Here is a 21,346-nt window from a genome sequence, read left to right as displayed (position 1 = left end):
TCGTCATTTCTGTCCGCCATAATCCCTTCCCCAGGAGACTGCTTAACGACGGTAAATCGTTATGCGGCATAAAAATAACGTAAATCTGGATAACATAATGATCAAAGGCAAGCTGGCACTGCTTACGTGCGCATTGACTCTCGCATTAACCTCACCACTTCTTGCCGCGCAAAATGCGAGCGAAGGGCAGACGTTAAAACTGGCAATTGGACCAGAACCAACGGAAGGGTTTGACCCGATGCTGGGCTGGAGTCATGGCAGCTATTTGCTTTTGCATGCACCATTATTAAAACAAAATGCAGATATGAGCTGGGGAAACCTGCTGACGGAAAAAGTAGAGACCAGCGCAGACGGCAAAACCTGGATATTGACGTTAAAACCTGACCTTAAATTCTCTGATGGTTCCCCGCTAACCGCTGAAGATGTGGTGTTCACCTATAACAAAGCAGCAAAAAGCGGCGGCAAAATCGACATGGGAAACTTCACCCATGCCAGCCTGAAAGATAACCGTACGGTAGAAATTACGCTGAATAGCCCACAGAGCACCTTTGTGAATGTGCTGGGTTCTTTGGGTATTGTTCCGGCGAAACGGTATGACGAAAAAACATTTGCCAAAAATCCGATTGGCGCAGGTCCTTATCGGCTGGTGAGTTTTCAGCCGGGACAGCAGTTGATCGTGGAGGCTAATCCCTGGTATGCCGGTAAGAAAAATGATTTCAGTAAGCTGGTGTTTGTCTTCCTTGATGAAGATAACGCTTATGCCGCAGCGCGCAGTGGCCAACTGGGACTCGTACGTATCGCGCCGTCGATGGCGGTCGCTCCTCAGCAGACAAATTTGAAACTTTGGGTACGCGATAGCGTGGAAAACCGGGGCATTGTGTTCCCGATGGTTCCTGCAGGTAAAAAAGATGCCAATGGCTATCCGATTGGGAACGATATCACTGCCGATGGTGCCATCAGGCGCGCCATCAACTATGCCATCGACCGTAAGCAGCTTGCCGATCAGGTCATGGAGGGTCATGCGATTCCTGCGTATAGCGCAGTGCAGGGGCTGCCATGGCAGGGGCAATCCGTTGCGTTCAAAGATGGTGATAGCGAAAAAGCACGTACGATTCTGGAAGAAGCCGGCTGGAAGGTAGGTAAAGATGGCGTGCGAGTGAAAGACGGCAAAGAGGCTCGACTGACTTTATGGTACGCCAGCGGTGACAGTACGCGCCGGGATTTAGCCGAAGCTGTTCGCGCAATGCTGGAACCGGTGGGCATTCAGGTATCACTACAGTCAGGAAGCTGGGAAACCGTTGAACGTCACATGCATGCGAACCCGACGTTATTTGGTTGGGGAAGCCTGGATCCGATGGAGCTTTTCCATCATTACAGTAATCAGGCCGCGGGCGTGGAATATTACAACCCAGGTTATTACAGCAATCCTGTTGTTGAACAGCACCTTAAACAGGCTATCGACGCCCCAGACTGGCAAAAGGCGTTACCTTTCTGGCAACAGGTGGAGTGGGATGGTAAGCAAGGGGCTGGCGTGCAGGGCGATGCTGCCTGGGCATGGCTGCTGAATATTCAGCACACTTATCTGGCAAATCCGTGTATTGATTTAGGCAAAGGCGCACCGGAGATTCACGGTAGCTGGTCACTGCTCAATAATTTGGACGAATGGACCTGGACCTGCCGTTGATGAAGTCTGTTGTGGGCCATTTTCTACGGCTGATTGTGCTATTAGTGCTGGTTGCGGCTGGCACTTTTGTGCTGCTCAGTTTTTCTCCAGTCGATCCGATTCGCGCTTATATCGGCAACGATCTCCTGCATGTGCCGCCGGAGCAATATGCACGCATTGCTGCTCGCTGGGGATTGGACCAGCCGCTATGGGAGCGTTTTGGTCACTGGTTTGTTCGTGTATTGCAGGGCGATCTCGGCTATTCCATGTTGTTTAATGCGCCGGTTGCCAGCGTGATCAAGGAACGCTTTTCCACCTCGTTTGCGCTGCTTGGCGGCGCGTGGCTACTCTCCGGCATATTGGGAACGGCAATGGGATTTGTCGCGGGTCGCTACCTGAATCGCTGGCCGGACAAAGCAATCTGTCGCATCAGCTATCTGCTTTCTGCGCTGCCGACCTTCTGGATTGGCATGTTGCTGCTGGCGTTATTTGCCGTGCGCTGGCCGGTATTTCCGGTCTGCTGCGCGTGGGAGCCGGGCAACAGCGGCGATATGGTGACGCTGACCGAGCGTCTGCGTCATCTGGTGCTTCCCGTTTGCGCGCTCAGTTTGCTGGGACTGGGGCAAATTACGCTTCACACGCGGGAAAGCATCGCCAGCGTAATGAAAAGCGAATTTGTCCGTTTTGCGCGTTCCCAGGGAGATAAAGGCTGGTCACTGTTACGCCATCAGGTTCTGCGTCATGCAATTACGCCTGCGCTGTGTTTGCAGTTTGCCTCACTGGGAGAACTGTTGGGAGGTGCACTATTGGCCGAAAAAGTCTTTGCTTATCCAGGACTGGGGCAGGCCACCATTGATGCCGGGTTACGCGGCGATCTGCCGTTACTGATGGGGATTGTGTTGTTCAGTACCGTACTGGTGTTCATTGGCAACTCGCTGTCTACCTGGCTTGTCCGTATGTTGAACCGTGCTCTGGAGCGACCTGATGCTCTATAACCCGACGCCGACGCTAATTCGTCTTTTGTTCTCTTTTAGCTGCCTGTTATTCATTGCAGTGTATGGTGCCGCAATGCTGGATAACCCGTTGAGCGTTAATCTGCTTGCCCGTCATCTTCCACCTGATGCGATGTACTGGTTTGGCACCGATAACCTCGGTCGCGATCTGTGGATCCGTTGTTTTCAGGGGGCACTAACCAGTCTGCAAATTGGTATTGGTGCGGCGTTGTGCAGCGGTTTCATTGCGTTAATGATGGCGGCGGTTTCGCGCATACATCCACGTCTGGATGTGCTTATGCGTCTAATTACTGATGCCATGCTATCGATGCCGCATCTGCTGTTGCTTATTTTGATCTGTTTTACGCTGGGTGGTGGGAAAAACGGGGTAATCATGGCGGTTGCACTAACGCACTGGCCGCGTCTGGCGCTGATCCTGCGTGCTGAAGCGCAGCGCGTGGCCCACAGTGACTATCTGACGTTGACCTGGCGTCTGGGACACGGCCATTTTTACTGCTGGCGGCATCACTATCTACCGGCGTTGTTACCCCAGTGGTTAACCGGGACATTGCTGATGTTTCCCCATGCGGTGTTACACAGCGCGGCGTTAAGCTTCCTCGGTTTTGGACTGGCACCGCATGAACCGTCGCTGGGCCTGCTGCTGGCGGATGCGCTGAGGTTTATCAGTCATGGCGACTGGTGGTTAGTGCTGTTTCCAGGACTGATGCTGTTCAGTTTGGTGATGTTATTCGATCAGCTCGCAAGGGCGGTGCATCGTTTATGGTTACGAGGTGACGCATGTTGAGTTTAAGGCAGGTCTCGCTGGACGTGGCGCGTTATCGCTGGTACGGCGCGAAAAACTGGTCTTCGCTGTTGCAGGATATCTCTTTCGACGTAGCGCCTGGTCAGATGGTGGCGCTAGTTGGGGGAAGTGGGGAAGGTAAGAGCCTGTTGCTGCAATGTCTGCTCGATCTCTTACCAGACAATTTGCGTTTCAACGGCGTTATTACCCTGGAAGGTAAAGCGCTGGGCAGTGATGATATTCGCAAATGTCGTGGCAATACCTTCAGCTACGTCCCGCAAGGTATTCAGGCACTTAACCCGCTGCTCTCGATTGAAAAGCATCTGCGCAGGGCATGCCAGCTTTCTGACCAGCAGTGGAATGCCGGAAAAATTGAACGATTGCTCCAGCGTAGCCGACTGGAAAGTCGCGTATTAGATGCTTTTCCGCGTCAGCTTTCAGGCGGTATGGCAAAACGTGTTCTGGCTTGTCATGCGTCTCTGAGTCAGGCTCGCTATATTCTGGCGGATGAAATTACCGCCTGGCTTGATGCACCTCTCGCTAATCAACTGCTTGAACAGTTGCGTGAGCAATGTGAGCAAGGGGCTGGTGTTTTGTGGGTAACGCATGACCTCACGCTGGCGGCCCGCCATGCGGATCGTATTGTTGCGCTGCATCAGGGAAGGGTGTCGGATAACGTCAGCCGGGAACAGCTGTTACGCGGAGAGATTAGCGAACACCTGCAACGACAATGGCGGGCGCTGCCTGAAAGAAATCAACTTTTTGGAGAGCGCGATGCTGTGCTGTCGTGATGTAACAATCCGTCAAGGGGAAAAGGTTCTGTGGCAAAATCTGACCTTTTCTCTACGCCCTGGAGAACGTATTGGGATTTGTGCGCCCAGTGGAACTGGCAAAACGACGCTGGGACGCGTGCTGGCGGGCTGGCAGAAACCAACTTCCGGTGACATTCTGATTGATGACCAACCGTTGCCGATGCACCAGTATTGTCCGGTGCAACTGGTGCCACAGCATCCAGAATTAACTTTTAACCCCCGACGCAGCACCGGTGATGCGGTGCATGATGCATGGCGACCGGATGCTGCAATGCTTACCCGTCTTCACATCAATCCAGAGTGGTTAACCCGCCGTCCCGGACAACTTTCTGGTGGTGAACTGGCGCGAATTGCTTTACTTCGCGCGCTGGACCCGCGGACACGTTTTCTTATTGCTGATGAAATTACTGCCCAGCTTGATCCTTCTATTCAACGGGATATCTGGGCGCTGCTGCTTGAAGAATCTCAGCGTCGACCATTGGGTATGCTCATTATCAGTCATCAGCAGGCGCTGCTTGATCAGATCTGCACGCGAGCGCTACTCTCTTAGGTCTCTTTCGCATTTCAGGCAAATAACTAACGTGATCGTAAAAACTATCGCTGTGGCTGCGCTAATGTACGGGGCGGGTGCTTTTGCAGCACATGCTTCCATTCAGGTGGGTTTTTCACCGGAAGGGTCGGCTCGGGCTTTAGTGCTGGATTCAATTAACCATGCGCAGCACAGCATCGATATGATGGCTTATTCATTTCAGTCTGCAGATATTGTTCAGGCCCTGGTAAACGCTGAAAAGAGAGGCGTAGTGGTTCGGGCTGTGATCGATAAGAAACGTAACCAGGGCAAGGTTAGCCAGAAGGCCATCGCGTTTGCTGCCGCGAATGGGGTTGATGTGCAACTGGATGGTCACTACCACATCCAGCATGACAAGGTAATGATTATTGATGGCGACACGCTGGAAACCGGTTCGTTCAACTTTGCCAAATCCGCAGAATTTGCCAACTCTGAAAATGTGTTAGTTATTCGTGACGAACCTGCCGTTGTTGCGCAGTATCAGGCCCATTTTGACAGCCGTTGGAAAATCGCGCACCAGAGCGGTTAAATGCTTCACAACGCCGTTGATTTAAATGTGATGTTATATTATAACATTTCACTCGCAAATGATTTGAGGGTGAAATTTTGGCTATTCGTTTTAAGAAACTGACAATCGCTCTGGGGATGCTTTTAGTCAGTAGTTCGGTTCTGGCGCATGGTCATCATTCCCATGGTGCGCCAATGAGTGAAGCAGAACAAAAGGCGTCGGAAGGGGTATTTGATGACAACCAGGTGCAGAACAGGGCGCTGACCGACTGGGATGGCATGTGGCAATCTGTTTATCCGTATCTGGTCAGCGGCGAACTTGACCCAGTATTCAAAAAGAAAGCGGAGAAAGATAAAAGCAAAACGGCAGAACAAATCAAAGCGTATTACCGTACAGGCTATGCAACCAACGTAGACACTATCGGTATTGAAAATGGCGTGATGGAGTTTCATACCGGGAATCAGGTTGCATCATGTAAATACGACTACGCCGGATATAAAATCCTGAATTATAAATCAGGCAAGAAAGGTGTACGGTATCTGTTTGAGTGTACAGCTGCTGACAGCAAAGCGCCTAAATATGTGCAATTTAGCGATCATATTATCGCGCCGCGTAAATCGAGCCACTTCCATATCTTTATGGGAAATACCTCGCAGGCAGCCTTGCTTGAAGAGATGGAAAACTGGCCTACCTACTACCCTTATCAGTTGAAGGGAGAAGAGGTTGTGGATGAGATGCTGCACCATTAATCCGGGCTAACCTTATCTGTACACACCCGTCACCAGTGGCGGGTTTTTTAATTCATAACCTTCTCTTTCCATCACCCGATGCATTCGTTAGCATATTGTATCGCAGCAAGTGCATGTGTTTTTTCAGGAAGAGGTTAACGTGTTCGCAGAGTATGGAGTTCTGAATTACTGGACGTATCTGGTGGGAGCCATTTTTATCGTGTTGGTACCGGGGCCAAATACGATATTTGTGTTGAAGAACAGCGTCGGTCGGGGAGTGAAGGGTGGTTATCTCGCCGCAAGCGGTGTGTTTATCGGTGATGCCGTGTTGATGTTTTTGGCCTATGCCGGTGTTGCCGCATTGATCAAAACAACGCCCGTTTTGTTCAACATCGTTCGCTATCTTGGCGCGTTTTATCTGCTGTACCTCGGTGCGAAGATCCTGTATGCGACACTGAAATCGAAAGCAAGCGATGCTGCGGCCGAGGAAGTCCCGTTTGGCGCTATTTTTAAGCGAGCATTAATTCTGAGCCTGACGAATCCCAAAGCTATTTTGTTTTATGTTTCGTTCTTTGTGCAGTTTATTGATGTCAATGCACCGCACTCAGGGCTGTCATTCTTTATTTTGGCCATTACGCTTGAAGTAGTGAGCTTTTTCTATCTGAGCTTCCTTATTTTCTCCGGCGCGTTCGTGACACAGTATATTCGCACGAAGAAAAAACTGGCCAAAGTGGGTAATTCCCTAATCGGCCTGATTTTCGTTGGTTTTGCCGCTCGTCTGGCCACGCTTCAGTCGTGATGCTATCGGCCCGCTGGTTGCGGCGGGCCTTCAATATGACACTTTGCTTTTCATTTGTAATTGTAGGGTTATAACCAATAAATGGTATTTTAAATGTATATTTTGAGGCGTACCCTGTGTACAGCAGCGATTCAATAAGACTCGCTGGTTGTCGACTGGAAAAGGGAAGAAAAATGCTTCAAATTCCACAGAATCATATCCATACACGCTCTACACCATTCTGGAACAAAGAAACTGCGCCTGCCGGAATTTTCGAACGCCACCTTGATAAAGGAACTCGTGCCGGGGTTTATCCACGACTTTCGGTTATGCAGGGGGCGGTCAAATATCTCGGATACGCCGATGAACACAGTCCGGAGCCAGTAGAGGTGATGGTTATTGAAGCCGGTCAGTTTGGCGTTTTTCCGCCGGAAAAATGGCATAACATCGAAGTGATGACCGACGACACTTACTTTAATATCGATTTTTTCGTTGCCCCGGAAGTTCTGATGGAGAGTGCAAATCAACGAAAAGTCGTGCGCACCGGCAAGGAGTAAATCATGGGTAAAGCAACCTATACCGTAACCGTGACCAATAACAGTAACGGTGTTTCTGTTGATTATGAAACAGAAGCGCCGATGACATTACTGGTGCCGGATGTGGCAGCAGAAGTGGTCAAAGACTTGGTCAATACCGTTCGTTCGTACGATACCGAGAATGAGCATGAAGTCTGCGGATGGTAGGCGTTAAATACTCTTACTGATTGAATACACAGAATTTTAATGTACTAACCGCACAGCGTTTTGACGGCGCCGTGCGGTTTTTTTATTTGTGTTGAACGTAGTGATGTCCGAAAAAAGATTCCTTAAGAATACCTTAAGGAATTCGCATTGAATGCTAATTGTCGATCATTCACAGGAGTTATGATCGCAAAACAGTAACAATACAGAACATCGCGCTTATGAAACTGAATACCCAAATTACATTCCCCACACTTATTCTAGGACTGGTCATTGTGGCGATCCCGTTCACCGCGAACTGGAATCTTCCGCTGCTTAACGGCACTGTCGTCAGATGGATCGAAAATGGGCAGGCGCTATGGCTACTGTTTGGTGCCGTATTTACCCTTGGCTATATCCGGCCTTTATCACGCCCTGAAGGCGAGAAGCAATTTTGGCTTTGGGCAGCCGTGTGGTGGTTGGTATTGCTGGGGAGAAGCACCAGTTGGGGCCGTGACTATTTCCCGGAGCAGCCTAAACTTCTGTTCAGAGCTATCTCTGTTGTAATGATTTCCATGATTATTCTGCCGGTGCTGTTGTCGAAGCGCTTACGCCTGGATATTGTCCGACGCGTGCGTAATGAACCGCTACCGCTCTGGCTGCTGGCGATCACCGCCTGCGCATTTTTGATTTCCGATACGGTAGAGCATCATCGTCTGCTGGCTCCCATCTTCCTGCACAATGTCCAATATGGCGATATGATTGAAGAATTGTACGAACTACCGTTTATGGCTGGCCTGTTTCTGATGAACCTCGGTTTTATGCAGCGGGATATGCAGGAGGAATCTGCCTCCATCCGCTTCAGTGAACCACACCTGGTAAAGTAATGAGATAAAATCTGAGTCTGGGTATCCAGACTCAGGTGGCGAGGGTGGGGAATTACGCAATGGCCTCACATAAGCGTGATTTCATGTCGCTATACGATTGAGCGGCATACTTTTCAGCCCATCTCTGATCGCTAATGTGCTCGATATTTACGGCACAATATTTGGTTTCCGGCGTTTTCGAGATTGGATCGAGGTTATCCTGGGTCAACTCGTTGCATGCACCAATCCACCATTGATAGGTCATATACACCGTTCCAGAATTGATACGCTCGGATACATCCGCACGGCTGATGACCTTACCCCGACGCGAGCTGACCCACACCAGATCACGATGACGGATACCGAGTTTTTCGGCATCATGGGTATTGATTTGCACATATCCTGGTTCATCAGCCAACGCTTGTAACGCTGCGCAGTTACCGGTCATCGAGCGACAGGAGTAATGCCCAACTTCACGCACGGTACACAGTACCAGCGGATAATTGTCATCCGGAACTTCTGCGGGCGCTCGCCACGGAGCGGCAAACAGTTTGCCTTTGCCGTTGGCGGTATCAAACTGGCTGTGCGCGTAAAGGTACGGCGTACCAGGACTATCGAGATCGGGGCACGGCCACTGAACATGCCCCATTTCCCCCATTTTCTCATAGGTCACGCCGTAGAACAGCGGGCACAGGTCGCGCATCTCATCCCAGATTTGCTGGTTATTTTGATACTGCATTGGATAGCCCATTTCGCTGGCCAAAAGGCTGATGATCTCCCAGTCACGTTTCACATCAGCGGTGGGCTCAATCGCTTTCTCAAAACGCTGGAAGCCGCGATCGGCGCAGGTAAATACGCCGCCATGTTCGCCCCATGAGGTGGCGGGCAGGAGGACGTCGGCCATTTCCGCTGTCTTAGTCATGAAGATGTCTTGCACGACGATAAAATCGAGCGCGTTAAACCCTTCCCGAACCAGGCCCAGGTCGGCCTCGGTTTGCAGCGGATCCTCTCCCATGATGTAGTAGGCTTTTATTTTGCCTTCGAGAGCCAGATGCGGAACTTCAGTGATGCGCGTTCCAACCTTGTCATCCATCTGATTAACGTCAATGCCCCATGCGCTGGCGAATTTTTCCCTGACGGCGGAATCGGTCACGTCCTGATACCCCGGGAACTGGTTAGGTAGTACCCCCATATCGCACGCACCCTGCACGTTATTTTGCCCGCGCACCGGACCAACGCCGACGTTAGGGCGACCCAGATTCCCGGTCAACAACGCCAGGCTCGACAAACCGCGAACCACATCAACGGCCTGACCAAACTGGGTGACGCCCATCCCCCACATTACGGTTGCCGATGGTGCTGCGGCAAATGTACGCATTGCCTGACGAACCTGCTGTGCGGGAACGCCGGTCAAATGTTCAACGGCTTCAGGCGCATAGTCCTTAACGGTTTCCCAGTATGTTTCCAGCCCTTCCGCATGCTTTTGCACATACTCGCGATCGTAGAGTTGCTCTTCGATAAGAACATGACCGAAGGCATTAACCAGCGCCATGTTGCAACCATTTTTCAACTGCAAATGTTGGTCAGCAATACGGGCGGTTTCAATACGACGTGGGTCGCAGACAATGATTTTTGCACCGTTCTGGCGAGCTTTAATTACCCGGCGGGCTACGATCGGGTGCGAGTCGGCGCAGTTATAACCAAAGATCAGCAGACATTTTGAGTTTTCAATGTCGCTGATGGAATTGCTCATGGCGCCATTGCCTAACGTTTCTTGTAACCCGGCAACGGAAGGACCGTGACAGACGCGGGCACAACAATCGACATTATTGGTATGAAGTACGCCACGTGCGAATTTTTGCATCACGTAGTTAGTTTCATTTCCGGTTCCCCGGGAAGAGCCGGTAGTCATGATGGCGCGAGGGCCATAGGTATTTTTGATTTCAGACAGGCGTTTTGCGGTGTAACGAATGGCTTCATCCCAGCTAACGGGCGTGAATTTGCCACCTTTTTCATAACGGATCATCGGGCGAGTCAGACGGGGAGTCAGAAGGCGTGTGTCGTTAAGAAAGTCCCAACCATAATAGCCTTTCAGGCATAACTGATTTTGGTTCGTTACACCCTCTGCGGCTTCGGCGCGGATGATTTTGTTATTTTCGACAACAAGCTTGAGCTTGCACCCGGCCCCACAGTATGGGCAAACACTGGTGATTTTTTTCATCAATAACAGACCTGTTAAATGCTGAAATAGCGCGAATTGTAGACGCAGCCGCGCGATAAGCACCGCGGACTACGATTTGTCGTAGCGACGGGTTGTTTAAGCATAAAGTGTGCCAGAAGTGAAAACCCAGCAATAACGGGGCTAACGGCAAAAGAGTTAAGCATAATGACTGACGATTCGACATTAATGACGAGGAGCGGCAAAAATTTAGCCTGCCGGTCAGCAGTCATAACCTTATGAAACATCGGAAAAAGATGAAAATATGAAGTGACGACGATCACAAATTTTAATTTTTCAGCGCTATGCTATGCTTTTATACAACGAGTGAATCGTTAATTTAAAAACATAAGTGAGGAAAATTATGGGCATTATTTCATGGGTGGTTTTCGGTCTTATCGCTGGGATTTTGGCAAAATGGATTATGCCGGGTAAAGATGGCGGCGGATTCTTTATGACCATTATCTTAGGGGTTGTCGGTGCGGTAGTGGGTGGCTGGATCAGTACCTTCTTTGGTTTTGGTAAAGTTGATGGTTTCAACTTCGGCAGTTTCGTCGTAGCGGTTATCGGTGCGATTGTGGTGTTGTTTATCTATAGAAAAATCAAAAGCTAACTAAACATACAGACAATAGGGGCCACTGATAAGTGGCCTTTATTTTGGTTACCACCACCCCAGTTCCGTGCCCAGAACCACGATGATCGCCACGCCAATCATAATAATCGTTGTTTTTTTCATCGTTATGCTCCCGGCGCAGCGTAGCCGCCAATAAAAAACCAGGATAAGAAAACGACAGCGGAAATGAAAATAATGACAGGGAAAATAATACCGAGTCGCATACGATTATCTACCAGAGTTATTTAAAGACGAGCCAGCATAGCAGGGCTTAATGTACGACAAAAGGGGTTTTATCCTGACGCTTTTTATCCTGATACATTGCGCTGTCTGCAAGATGAAGCGCACAGTTTACATCAGTCTCCAGCGGATCAATTTCCACCACACCCAGGCTGGCACCAGGATAAAACAGATGAATGTCACCCAGGTGGTAGTCACCGCAAATCTGCTGTTGCAGCTGATTTTTCACCTGCTGCAGACGCATAAGCTGATCAAGTTCATCTTCCGCTGACAGGCGAACGACTAAAAATTCGTCGCCGCCCAGTCGACCGAGAATGTCATTATCACTACATTCACGGAGCAGGCGCTGCCCAATCTGGATCAGGAACTGGTCACCAACCTCATGACCAAAACGGTCATTAATCAGTTTAAAATCATCCAAATCAATATAGGCAACGACGACCTTCTGCCGAAGATGTCGGGCAAGCGAAAATAGGGTTTCAACATTTTCAAAAATCGAGCGCCGGTTCGGTAACCCGGTCAGCGCATCGGTGTAGGAATGAGCAATCAGCGCGGCGTTAGCTTCGCGTAACTGAGCGACCAGCGACTCTTTTTGAATCGACTGGGCGATCAGACCGGCAAACAGATGTAATACTTGTTCTCCACGTTGGCTCAATGCCTGCTGGCGGCGGCTGGTAGCGCAGAGTGTACCGTAAAACGTTCCGTCAGGAAGATGAACGGGAGTGCTCAGAAAGGTGGTGATGTCCAGTGCGCGAGCGGCGGTACATTCCGGCCAGCGTGCGGGCACGTTGTCACTGTACAGACAGTTTTCCTCAATAGCGCGTTTGCACAGCGTTTCATCCCACGGCACGGATAGCCCTTCGGGGATCTGCATTTGGCGGCTATTACGTGCATACAGAATATGCTGCAGACGGGCATCCAGATCGACCTTGGTCAGGTAGGTCGATTCCATCTCAGTCACCATCTCCAGCATCTCCAGAAGTTGCCGAACCAGACTTTCAACAGACTGCTCCGTGGCTAAGGATTGTGAGACTCTGGCAAGGATCATGTCCGACATGAGATGTAAATGCTCCTGAGTAATGACTGGGCTGACGTTGCCCGCATGATAGAACATCAAGGTGAAAGATGAAACACGCCATCCAGCACAGAATGTAAACATAAAATGGATAGCTGGCAGGAAAACATGGAGATAGATGGAAAGTCGGGGTAACCTGCCAGGATAAGGTTTTTAACAGGAGTAAATATGAAACTGGCATCTATTGTTTTGCCCGGCTTGCTGGTGCTGGCGGGGTGTACCACAGAACCGAAAGCGCCTGTGCCACCGAAAGTTGGCATGGCGAATCCAGCATCGGTGTATTGCGAACAAAAGGGCGGCTCGCTGATTGCGGTGCAGACTCCGCAAGGTGTTAAGTCTGACTGCAAACTACCCAACGGGGAAGTAATTGATGAATGGTCACTCTGGCGTAGAGATCATCCGGCAACGGCCAAGTAATACGCGGTCAGCATTGACGTAGCCACTCAGCGAGCACCAGCGCGTGGTTTTGCTGGGTATTTTTCGCTGCATACAGTAGCGTTAAGGTTTGCTGTCGGGCAATCTCTGCGAGGCGCTTTCCTTCCTGCTGCTGTTGGGCCAGCTCTGCGCGATATTGTTCGGAAAAGTGTGAAAAATCGATCAGTTCTGCGTGGAATGCTTTGCGCAATTCAGAGGATGGCGTCAGCGTTTTATTCCATTCGTTGAAAGCAAGGTCAGTCTTTTTTATCCCGCGTGGCCACAACCGGTCGACCAACACGCGATAACCATCGCTTTTTTCTGCCGGGTCATACACGCGTTTACACTGAATCTTCATCTCTTCATCCGCTCCTTTCAGCTACCGCTCAGGTATTTATCATCAACTTTATTACGGTTAAATAAGATCGTAAAACGTGACCATTATAGCATTTTGCCTGTCCTGACTCCCAATTTAAGGGATTGTGATACCACTAAAAAGTCGGTAGGCTGAGGCTCCTTATGCTGTCCCTTATTGTCAGGACACAAGGAAAGCTTAATGGAAATTTCCCCAATTAAAGATACGCTTCGCATTGCGCTGGTGGGCGATTACAGCCCCGATATTGTGGCGCACCAGGCTATTCCCCTTGCTATCGATGATGCTGCCGCCGTCCTGGAATTGGTGGCTGATTACGACTGGCTAACCACATCTGATATCAACAGCAGTGAGGACTTGATTGGCTATGATGCCATCTGGGTCGTTCCAGGCAGTCCATATCGCCATCTTGAAGGGGCGCTGATAGCGATACGCTACGCGCGTGAAAACAGCATCCCGTTCCTGGGGACCTGCGGCGGCTTTCAACATGCGATTCTGGAGTACGCCCGCAACGTGCTGGGCTGGAGCGATGCCGCCCACGCCGAGACGGACACCACGGGTCGGATGGTGATAGCACCATTGACCTGCTCGCTGGTAGAAAAAACGGATGATATTGAGCTGCGGGCCAATACGCTGATTGCCAAAGCCTACGGGCGGGATGTTATCACCGAGGGATATCACTGCAACTATGGCGTATCGGAGGATTTTGCCGCCGAGCTTGAAAGCGGCGATCTTCGGGTGACCGGTTGGGATGAGGCTGGTGATATTCGTGCCATTGAGCTGGTGACGCATCCATTTTATGTTGGCACGCTCTTTCAGCATGAACGCGGAGCGCTGGCGGGAAAACCCGTGCCGTTAGTTCAGGCGATGCTGCGCGCCGCGCGCGGATAAAAAAACGGGCAGGTTGTTCACGAACCTGCCCTGTGCATTATGCGCTCGCGATCTCCCGATTGCGCCCCGCGCACAAACCAAATACCGCCATCAGCATCGCTAACAAGGCGACCCCGCCAAGAGGAATCAGCCAGCTATCGTTGAGGTCGTGAATTTTCCCCATCAGCGGTGGCCCGCAGGCGGCCAGTAAATACCCAACAGATTGTGCCATGCCGGAGAGGGCAGCAGCCTGATGCGCTGAGCTTGCGCGCAGGCCAATAAAGGTCAAGCCGAGGATCATCGTCGCGCCTGAGCCAAAGCCAAACAGGATGGTCCATAGCAATGCCTGGTCGGGCATTATGGCGAATCCCGCCGCGCCGACGGAGCACATTAATGAAACCAGAGCGGCGATGGCGCGCTGATCCTTAAATCTGTTCAGGACGAGAGGAATCAATAATCCCGGCGCGGCGGTCGCCAGCTGCAGTAAACCATGCAGCGAACCGGCCTGCGCCTCGCTGTAGCCGTGGCTGATCAAAATGGCGGGCAACCAGCCGATGATGACGTAGTAGATAAGCGAATTGATCCCCAGAAACAGCGTCACCTGCCAGGCGAGGCTGGAGCGCCAGATCGCGCGGGAATGCAGAGCGCGCGAGTTGCTCAAGCTGGCATTGGCCGTCTGGCGGCATTGGGGTAACCAGATAATCAGCGCCAGCAGCGGAAAGGCCATCAGTACCATCAGCGCACCGCGCCAGCCAAACCCGTTCAACGCCAGCGGTACCACAATGGCGGAACCCAGTGCCGCTGCTGCGCCCATGGTCAGCGAGTATGCGCCAGTGAGTTTCGCCACATGCTGAGCAAAATCACGCTTAATCAGTCCGGGTAAAAGCACATTTCCCAATGCGATTCCGCAACCAATGATAGCGGTGCCGCTAAACAGGAACCCTGGTGAGGGCAGCGAACGTATCGCAATACCCACGCAAATCAGTAGCATAGCAACAAACAGGCTGCGTTCGATACCCCAACGGCGCGCAACGGCGGCAGCCAGAGGTGAAACCAGTGCGAAAGCCAGCAGTGGCAGGGTGGTCAGAAGCCCCGTCTGGGCGGTACTCAGACCGTAGTCGGCGCGAATTGCATCCAGCAACGGGGCTGCACCGGTAAAGGTGACGCGCAATGTGGTGGCAATCATCAGGATCCCCGCGATCAGCAACGCTGCGTTCTTGCCACGGGAGGAAGGTGTATTTGTCATTTTTTTCTCATATCGTCAGGCGAGGCGATACCTTAGCGTTTTTACTCAATGGATGAATCAAGCTAAAATGACAGTTTATCGCTTAAATCGGACATTTTTATGTTAGGACTGAGGCTGGATGGATACGAACCCGATCTTCACCACGATGCAGCGGTGGCGTTTTGTATTCAGGCCCGGGAAGATGAACTTTTCAGTCCGCTGCATCAGCACCGTAAAGGCCAGTTGATTCTGGCGCTGCATGGCGCGATCACCTGTGAGGTTGAGAATGCTATGTGGATGGTGCCCCCGCAATATGCGGTGTGGATCCCCGGTGAAATTCCACACAGCAACCACGTTACCGTTGGCGCACAATTGTGCTTTTTGTTTATTGAGCCGCAGGCCGTCGTGATGCCCGATCGTTGCTGCACGCTGAAAATTGCTCCGTTGTGCCGGGAGCTTATTCTGGCGCTGGCATCCAAAACGGATGCCCAACGGCTGGAGCCGGCAACCCAGCGGCTGACGCAAGTGTTGTTTGATGAACTGCCGCAGCAACCCCAGGAGCAAATGCAGTTGCCGGTTTCCGATCACCCGAAAATTCGCAGAATGGTCGCAACGATGGCGAGAGAGCCTGCACAATGGCAGACGTTGGGGCAATGGGCCAGCGTATTTGCGATGAGTGAACGTAACCTTGCTCGCCTGGTCGTCAAAGAAACGGGGTTGAGTTTTCGCCGCTGGCGTCACCAGCTCCAGCTGATTCTGGCGCTGCAGGCGTTAATTGATGGTCGCAATGTACAACAGGTCGCGCAAATGCTCGGGTACGATTCGACCACGGCATTTATCACTATGTTCAAAAAAGGCCTGGGACAGACACCAGGCCGTTATCTGAACGGGCTGGCTACTGCTTCCCAACAATCAATGAGACCAGACCTGCCGCAATAAGCGGCCCCACTGGCACACCGCGAAACAGCGCCACGCCCAGTACCGTGCCCACCAGTAAACCAGCAACAAGCTGAGGCTGGCTACCCATTAGCGTAACGCCGCGTCCGCCAAGCCAGGAGACAAATACCCCAACGGCAATAGCAACCAGTGATTTCCAGTTCACAAAGGAGTGGATGAGCGTGGAGGGCGGTAGCGTTCCGCTGGCGATCGGCGCCATGACGCCAATGGTCAGAATTATAATCCCGACGGTCAGGCCCTGTTTTTCAATCCAGGGAAAGAAGGTATTCAGTGGGGTAACACGAACTATTATCAGCACCAGAATTGAAACAGCGACAGTGGTGTTGTGGCTGACAAAGCCCAGAGCTGCCAATCCGAGCAGGATCAGCAGAGTGACATCAAACATCGTAGTTTCCTTGCCAAAAGAAAAAATAAGCCTGCTTACTGTACGCGTAAATGCGTGACCGAACAGGCTTTTTTTAATGATTATGATTTTTTTGGGCTAACGCACGAAGCGATGTTTTTTACTGCTAACTTGTGCAGTTATTGTTCTCTGCGGAACGGGATTAATTCCGGTTGTGCGATGCGCAGGTAATCTGCGGTATCCATGATCACGGATTTTTCCAGCATTCCGGCATTGAACGCAATTTCATTAAAACGCTCAAACAACAGCGGTTCGGCGACCAGCTTGAGGTTCGGATGAAAACTGAACGGTGGGATAGCGCCAAATACGCAGCCAGTCAGTTCATCTACCTCCGCCGGGCTGGCAAGTGACGCTCTCAACCCGCCAATATGGCTGGCCAACAGGCTCAGGTCGGCCTGCTGATCGGCAGAGAGGATCGCCAGAACATGCTGATTGACGCCGTTGCCTTTTACTTTGCAGACCAGCGCTTTTGCACCCTGACCCAGTGCGGTACCGCGAATTTCAGAGACAGCTTCACATTTGCCTACGGCTTCATGGCTGACTACGCGGTAGGTCGCACCGTGTTCTGACAACAGGGAGATTAAACGCTGGTGCGTTGCGTTACCTTTGTTTACTTCCGTCATGACTTACTCCTGGTACAACAATGAAAATCCTGTCAGAAAAATAATTACGCATCGGTGCGTTTTTTCTGTTTGTTCAGGTAGAGCTGTGCATCAGATGCTTTGTAGGCATCATCAATGGTGTCGTTTGGCTGCATATTATAAATCCCGACAGAGAAGCTGATTGATCTATCTTGCGCAATAATTTGTAAGTTATAGCGAATCCTCTCCAGCAGGCGGGGCGTTAATTCACTGGGGTGATCGATGAGGATAATGCAAAACTCATCGCCGCCGAGGCGGATGGCATAGTCGCTTTTGCGAATGGACGTTTGAATAGCTTTGGCCAAAATGGTGATAATGCGATCGCCTTCCTTATGCCCCAACGTATCATTAATAACTTTTAGTTTGTCGCAATCAATGGCGATAAAGGTCACGAGCGTTCCTGTGTTCACCAACTGTTGCAAACGCTGCTCAAGCGCTGGCGTTAAAATTTTACGGTTGTAGAGCCCTGTCATCGCATCACTGACATTTTCCCGTGTGACGTTGTGATACAAGCGAAAATGCGTTCTGACCATATTCAGCAGCAATATCGTTGCCAGTAGATAGAAGGCGAATATCTTCCAGGACGAGACAATAAAGTACATAACATCAAGTGAGAGGGTGATACGTATACCGCCAGGTATGTCCTTCTCATAGTGAACATAGCGGAACAGATCGGTTTCACTTTTGTGAACGAGGATCTCTTTACCTGAACTGGTGTCAGAGACCGTTACGTTAAGATAACGCCAGACGAGAGGGCGGTCGCTGGTATAGAAAATATTCTGTAAATTCTCTTTATTAATATCCACCATCACCACGCCTTTTAGCTTATTGGCGTAGTAAACCGGTGTTAAAAAGCTCATCACCTTTTTCTCGGTCAGGTTATCTTCATAAATACTGGAGATCACCGTGCGGCCAGTAAAAATACCGTCAATATCATTCTGGTCGATTCCCAACGTACCTTTTTGCAAAAACGACCAGTTGTGTATCGCAAATTTCCGCGAGTCGATCACATCATAGAAATAAACGTAGTTATTTTTGAGATCGACGTAATATCGAAATTTATACTCCAGCGTCCCTAATCCCTGACCGTAATCTTTCTGCTGGCGATTAACATTGACCGCCCGGTCAAAAGAGGGCAGCAGAAAAATGTCATCAAGCTGTTCGCTACATTTTGTTGAGGTGGTCTGCAACGTACCGTGTAATGGCAGATAGTTGCGCTTAGTGAGATTGAGTCCATGAGTGCCGTTAACGCTGTCGAAAGCGTTGCAAAGTACTTTTTGCTGTTCGAGAGAAGCAGGCCCCTGAGGGGATGAAAATGTGCGCATCAGATGGGCTGCGATGCTCTGATTTGTGTACTTATCATAGAGAAACGAGGAGTCGGCTTTCTCATTGATATAGCGCATGTACGCATTCATTGCTTTATCACTAGCAATGAGCTCATAAACCAAAAAAGAAGATGTCAAAACAATTACGCTGACTGAGATAAAGATCCTGAGCGCTTTATGATGCAATTTCATAATGATTTACAGCCCTGTAAGTCTGATACTTCAGTCTATCACACGGCATACATCCGCTCTAACGCTACGGGAAAGGACATTTTGAAATAAAAATCATTCGCGTACTTCACCTTTAACTCTTAATGTTGTATTTATAATGCAACTTATAAAAAGGAGACAGGCCAATGAGCGCGACTGAAAAAGCGGGTCATACATTTTTAGCCAGCCTGGGCAAAACCCGTCTGCGTCCGGGCGGTGTTGAAGCAACAGAATGGTTGTTTAGCCAGTCACAGCTGACGCCCGGCAGCCAGGTACTTGAAGTGGCGTGCAACATGGCCACGACGGCGATAGAGTTAGTTCAACGCTATGGCTGTACCGTATACGCCATTGATATGGATAAAACCGCACTGTCAAATGCAAGGAATAACGTAGCGGCAAATGGTCTGGAAAATCATATTCATGTGATGGCTGCTAACGCCAACACTCTTCCTTTTGCGGATAGCAGTTTCGATGTTGTGATTAACGAAGCCATGCTGACAATGTATGCCGATAAAGCGAAGGCGAAGTTAATTGCCGAATATTATCGCGTGTTGAAGCCCGGTGGGCGTCTGCTCACCCACGATATTATGTTCACCGCCCAAAAACTGGGCGCGGGCGATCAGGGCCAGCTTGTCGATGTGGTGAAATCAAACGTTAGCCCAATGACCAGACAAGGCTGGCGTGATTTGTTTCTTAACTGCGGGTTCGAACAGGTCCTGCAGCAGAATGGCAACATGTCGCTGATGTCGCCGCGCGGATTAGTTCGTGATGAAGGGCTTACGGGGGCGGTAAAAATTGTGTTTAACGGCTTACGCACGAGCAAAAATCGTCGTCGTTTCCTGAAAATGTTTCGCTTCTTCCGTTCGCAACGTCATCAACTCAATTACATTGCCTGCTGCTCTGTAAAGGGAAAATAAAAAGGATAAACGGATGAATATTGATAAGATGAAAAAACAGCACCCGTAAAAAATCAGCCAGAGAAGATAACCTCTGGCTGATTTGTTTAGGTGGTTAACTATTGCTGGTCGTACTTTGTTTATGAAACAGTTCGCGGAATACCGGGTAAATATCATCCTGGTCGCGAATATGTTGCATCGCAAAGTTATCAAAAGTTGATTGCAGATGTTCGTATTCACGCCACAAGGTTTGGTGAGCGCGGCGAGTGATTTCGATATAGCTGTAATAGCGGACCACTGGCAGCAGTTTTTTCGCCAAAATCTCATGACACAGCGGTGAATCATCAGCCCAGTTATCACCGTCCGATGCCTGTGCAGCATAGATGTTCCACTGGGCAGGGTTGTAGCGCTCTTTCACCACTTCATCCATTAACTTCAGCGCACTGGAGACAATGGTTCCCCCGGTTTCCTGAGAGTAGAAGAACTCATGCTCATCCACTTCTTTCGCCTGGGTATGGTGGCGAATATAAACCACCTCCACGTTCTTATAGGTCCGGCTTAAGAACAGATACAGCAGGATATAAAAACGTTTAGCCATATCTTTGGTCGACTGATCCATTGAACCAGAAACGTCCATCAGGCAGAACATTACCGCCTGGCTGGAAGGGTCGGGGCGTTTTTCATAATTCTTGTAGCGTAAATCAAAGGTGTCGATAAATGGCACGCGTTCGATTTTTGCCCGTAGTTCGGCAATCTCTTTGCGTAACCGTTCCTCTTCCAGCAACTGTGCTGGTTCGCTTTTCGCGATGGTTTCCAGATCCGCTTCGAGAGCATGCAGTTCGCGACGCTTACCCGCTGTCATCGCCGTGCGGCGCGCCAGTGAGTTTTGCAGGGATCGCACCACGCTGATGTTGGCAGGCACACCGTTAGAGGTAAAACCTGCCCGGTGCGTTTTGTACTCCGTTAGCTGACGCTGCTGATTCTGCTTCAGGTTAGGAAGTGCTAAATCTTCGAACAACAGATCGAGATATTCATCTTTAGAGATCTGAAAGACGAACTCATCCTGACCCTCACCATCCTGGCTGGCCTGGCCTTGTCCGCTTCCTGAACCGCCACCGCCGCCCTGTGGGCGTTCAATGCGGTCATTCTGCACAAAATGGTCGTTACCCGGATGCACGCGATGGCGCAGGCCACCACGTCCCTGATGAAACATTGGTTCGCTAATATCATCAGTCGGAATAGAGACAGATTCGCCGCTATCCACATCAGTCACCGAACGCTTGTTAATGGCCTCGGAGATCGACTGTTTAATTTGCGATTTATAACGGCGTAAGAAGCGCTGGCGGTTTACCGTGCTCTTGTTTTTGCCGTTAAGACGCCGGTCAATAAACCAGGTCATAAGCCCCCCGTACTGCCAACTGTTCGCCATGTCTGTAAGTGCCGGATGGCG

General features: G+C 50.5%; 25 protein-coding genes and 1 pseudogene. 16 read left to right on the top strand and 10 right to left on the bottom strand.

Annotated features, from left to right (window positions below; translation table 11 throughout):
* Window positions 1-61 precede the first annotated feature (61 nt).
* The 11 genes from OGX96_RS19695 to OGX96_RS19645 all read left to right on the top strand — a co-directional run bounded on the left by OGX96_RS19695 (window position 62) and on the right by OGX96_RS19645 (window position 8,457).
* On the top strand, window positions 62-1,684 hold the full coding sequence (locus tag OGX96_RS19695; RefSeq protein WP_198802051.1) for an ABC transporter substrate-binding protein: 1,623 nt from the start codon (window positions 62-64) through the stop codon (window positions 1,682-1,684).
* Window positions 1,684-2,658, top strand: coding sequence for an ABC transporter permease (locus OGX96_RS19690; protein WP_198802052.1), 975 nt, complete (start codon window positions 1,684-1,686; stop codon window positions 2,656-2,658). The genes OGX96_RS19695 and OGX96_RS19690 overlap by 1 nt, the downstream gene beginning before the upstream one ends.
* Window positions 2,648-3,460, top strand: coding sequence for an ABC transporter permease (locus OGX96_RS19685; protein ID WP_008784503.1), 813 nt, complete (start codon window positions 2,648-2,650; stop codon window positions 3,458-3,460). The genes OGX96_RS19690 and OGX96_RS19685 overlap by 11 nt, the downstream gene beginning before the upstream one ends.
* Window positions 3,454-4,248 (top strand): ATP-binding cassette domain-containing protein, encoded by a 795-nt coding sequence (locus OGX96_RS19680; protein ID WP_008784504.1) that lies wholly within the window; start codon window positions 3,454-3,456, stop codon window positions 4,246-4,248. The genes OGX96_RS19685 and OGX96_RS19680 overlap by 7 nt, the downstream gene beginning before the upstream one ends.
* On the top strand, window positions 4,232-4,819 hold the full coding sequence (locus OGX96_RS19675) for an ATP-binding cassette domain-containing protein (RefSeq protein ID WP_008784505.1): 588 nt from the start codon (window positions 4,232-4,234) through the stop codon (window positions 4,817-4,819). The genes OGX96_RS19680 and OGX96_RS19675 overlap by 17 nt, the downstream gene beginning before the upstream one ends.
* Before the next feature lie 31 nt (window positions 4,820-4,850).
* Window positions 4,851-5,366, top strand: coding sequence for a phospholipase D family nuclease (locus tag OGX96_RS19670; protein WP_003832425.1), 516 nt, complete (start codon window positions 4,851-4,853; stop codon window positions 5,364-5,366).
* 77 nt (window positions 5,367-5,443) lie between these two features.
* Entirely contained in the window at window positions 5,444-6,094 is a 651-nt protein-coding gene (gene zinT / locus OGX96_RS19665; RefSeq protein ID WP_286584025.1) for a metal-binding protein ZinT, read from the top strand.
* Window positions 6,095-6,233: 139 nt separating this feature from the next.
* Window positions 6,234-6,872 carry a leucine efflux protein LeuE gene (leuE, locus tag OGX96_RS19660; RefSeq protein WP_048227040.1) on the top strand — a complete coding sequence of 213 codons (639 nt, stop codon included), beginning with the start codon at window positions 6,234-6,236 and terminating at the stop codon, window positions 6,870-6,872.
* 173 nt (window positions 6,873-7,045) lie between these two features.
* Window positions 7,046-7,408, top strand: a complete 363-nt coding sequence (gene yeaR, locus OGX96_RS19655) for a DUF1971 domain-containing protein YeaR (protein ID WP_003030735.1) — start codon at window positions 7,046-7,048, stop codon at window positions 7,406-7,408.
* Between the two features lie 3 nt (window positions 7,409-7,411).
* Window positions 7,412-7,594, top strand: a complete 183-nt coding sequence (locus tag OGX96_RS19650) for a DUF1869 domain-containing protein (RefSeq protein ID WP_003832433.1) — start codon at window positions 7,412-7,414, stop codon at window positions 7,592-7,594.
* A 218-nt stretch (window positions 7,595-7,812) separates the two neighbouring features.
* Complete coding sequence (locus tag OGX96_RS19645; RefSeq protein ID WP_103285073.1) at window positions 7,813-8,457, top strand: hypothetical protein; 645 nt, start codon at window positions 7,813-7,815, stop codon at window positions 8,455-8,457.
* A 52-nt stretch (window positions 8,458-8,509) separates the two neighbouring features.
* On the opposite strand, the gene fdhF is transcribed toward OGX96_RS19645, so the two are convergent.
* Window positions 8,510-10,657 (bottom strand): formate dehydrogenase subunit alpha, encoded by a 2,148-nt coding sequence (gene fdhF / locus OGX96_RS19640; RefSeq protein WP_286584022.1) that lies wholly within the window; start codon window positions 10,655-10,657, stop codon window positions 8,510-8,512.
* A 361-nt stretch (window positions 10,658-11,018) separates the two neighbouring features.
* Here fdhF and OGX96_RS19635 point away from each other — a divergent pair, with 361 nt between their 5' ends.
* The gene (locus tag OGX96_RS19635) at window positions 11,019-11,267 is read left to right on the top strand and encodes a GlsB/YeaQ/YmgE family stress response membrane protein (protein ID WP_003832440.1); all 249 of its coding nucleotides are present in this window, start codon (window positions 11,019-11,021) and stop codon (window positions 11,265-11,267) included.
* Window positions 11,268-11,315: 48 nt separating this feature from the next.
* Here OGX96_RS19635 and yoaJ read toward each other — a convergent pair whose 3' ends face one another.
* From yoaJ to OGX96_RS19620, 3 genes are read right to left on the bottom strand one after another with little or no spacing between them, the layout of a single operon-like run.
* Window positions 11,316-11,390, bottom strand: a complete 75-nt coding sequence (yoaJ, locus tag OGX96_RS19630) for a protein YoaJ (RefSeq protein WP_095533175.1) — start codon at window positions 11,388-11,390, stop codon at window positions 11,316-11,318.
* A gap of 2 nt (window positions 11,391-11,392) precedes the next feature.
* Complete coding sequence (locus OGX96_RS19625) at window positions 11,393-11,491, bottom strand: YoaK family small membrane protein (protein WP_032941789.1); 99 nt, start codon at window positions 11,489-11,491, stop codon at window positions 11,393-11,395.
* Between the two features lie 47 nt (window positions 11,492-11,538).
* The gene (locus tag OGX96_RS19620; protein WP_020996460.1) at window positions 11,539-12,564 is read right to left on the bottom strand and encodes a sensor domain-containing diguanylate cyclase; all 1,026 of its coding nucleotides are present in this window, start codon (window positions 12,562-12,564) and stop codon (window positions 11,539-11,541) included.
* 186 nt (window positions 12,565-12,750) lie between these two features.
* Between OGX96_RS19620 and OGX96_RS19615 the strand changes: the two genes are divergently transcribed.
* Complete coding sequence (locus OGX96_RS19615; RefSeq protein ID WP_079935322.1) at window positions 12,751-12,999, top strand: putative hemolysin; 249 nt, start codon at window positions 12,751-12,753, stop codon at window positions 12,997-12,999.
* 7 nt (window positions 13,000-13,006) lie between these two features.
* On the opposite strand, the gene OGX96_RS19610 is transcribed toward OGX96_RS19615, so the two are convergent.
* Entirely contained in the window at window positions 13,007-13,354 is a 348-nt protein-coding gene (locus OGX96_RS19610) for a DUF488 domain-containing protein (RefSeq protein ID WP_003832445.1), read from the bottom strand.
* Window positions 13,355-13,552: 198 nt separating this feature from the next.
* Here OGX96_RS19610 and OGX96_RS19605 point away from each other — a divergent pair, with 198 nt between their 5' ends.
* Window positions 13,553-14,260: a CTP synthase C-terminal region-related (seleno)protein gene (locus tag OGX96_RS19605; protein WP_020996459.1), complete on the top strand. Its 708-nt coding sequence runs from the start codon at window positions 13,553-13,555 to the stop codon at window positions 14,258-14,260.
* A 37-nt stretch (window positions 14,261-14,297) separates the two neighbouring features.
* Here OGX96_RS19605 and OGX96_RS19600 read toward each other — a convergent pair whose 3' ends face one another.
* Window positions 14,298-15,485 (bottom strand): CynX/NimT family MFS transporter, encoded by a 1,188-nt coding sequence (locus OGX96_RS19600; RefSeq protein ID WP_286584019.1) that lies wholly within the window; start codon window positions 15,483-15,485, stop codon window positions 14,298-14,300.
* Window positions 15,486-15,584: 99 nt separating this feature from the next.
* Here OGX96_RS19600 and OGX96_RS19595 point away from each other — a divergent pair.
* Window positions 15,585-16,383: pseudogene (locus OGX96_RS19595) on the top strand (AraC family transcriptional regulator).
* Here the strand turns inward: OGX96_RS19595 and OGX96_RS19590 are convergent.
* The 3 genes from OGX96_RS19590 to dgcJ form a co-directional block, all read right to left on the bottom strand.
* Complete coding sequence (locus tag OGX96_RS19590; protein ID WP_003832453.1) at window positions 16,360-16,806, bottom strand: DUF441 domain-containing protein; 447 nt, start codon at window positions 16,804-16,806, stop codon at window positions 16,360-16,362. The pseudogene OGX96_RS19595 and the gene OGX96_RS19590 overlap by 24 nt on opposite strands.
* 137 nt (window positions 16,807-16,943) lie before the next feature.
* Window positions 16,944-17,447 (bottom strand): YbaK/prolyl-tRNA synthetase associated domain-containing protein, encoded by a 504-nt coding sequence (locus tag OGX96_RS19585; protein WP_286584017.1) that lies wholly within the window; start codon window positions 17,445-17,447, stop codon window positions 16,944-16,946.
* A gap of 44 nt (window positions 17,448-17,491) precedes the next feature.
* Complete coding sequence (gene dgcJ / locus OGX96_RS19580; protein WP_008784517.1) at window positions 17,492-18,982, bottom strand: diguanylate cyclase DgcJ; 1,491 nt, start codon at window positions 18,980-18,982, stop codon at window positions 17,492-17,494.
* A gap of 164 nt (window positions 18,983-19,146) precedes the next feature.
* Here dgcJ and OGX96_RS19575 point away from each other — a divergent pair, with 164 nt between their 5' ends.
* Window positions 19,147-19,917 carry a class I SAM-dependent methyltransferase gene (locus tag OGX96_RS19575; protein WP_286584015.1) on the top strand — a complete coding sequence of 257 codons (771 nt, stop codon included), beginning with the start codon at window positions 19,147-19,149 and terminating at the stop codon, window positions 19,915-19,917.
* 94 nt (window positions 19,918-20,011) lie between these two features.
* Here OGX96_RS19575 and OGX96_RS19570 read toward each other — a convergent pair whose 3' ends face one another.
* On the bottom strand, window positions 20,012-21,295 hold the full coding sequence (locus OGX96_RS19570) for a YeaH/YhbH family protein (RefSeq protein WP_008784519.1): 1,284 nt from the start codon (window positions 21,293-21,295) through the stop codon (window positions 20,012-20,014).
* Window positions 21,296-21,346: the final 51 nt, after the last annotated feature.

This window comes from Citrobacter sp. Cpo100 (assembly GCF_030332595.1).
Taxonomy (GTDB): domain Bacteria; phylum Pseudomonadota; class Gammaproteobacteria; order Enterobacterales; family Enterobacteriaceae; genus Citrobacter; species Citrobacter portucalensis.
This window is presented reverse-complemented; position numbering and strand designations above follow the sequence as displayed.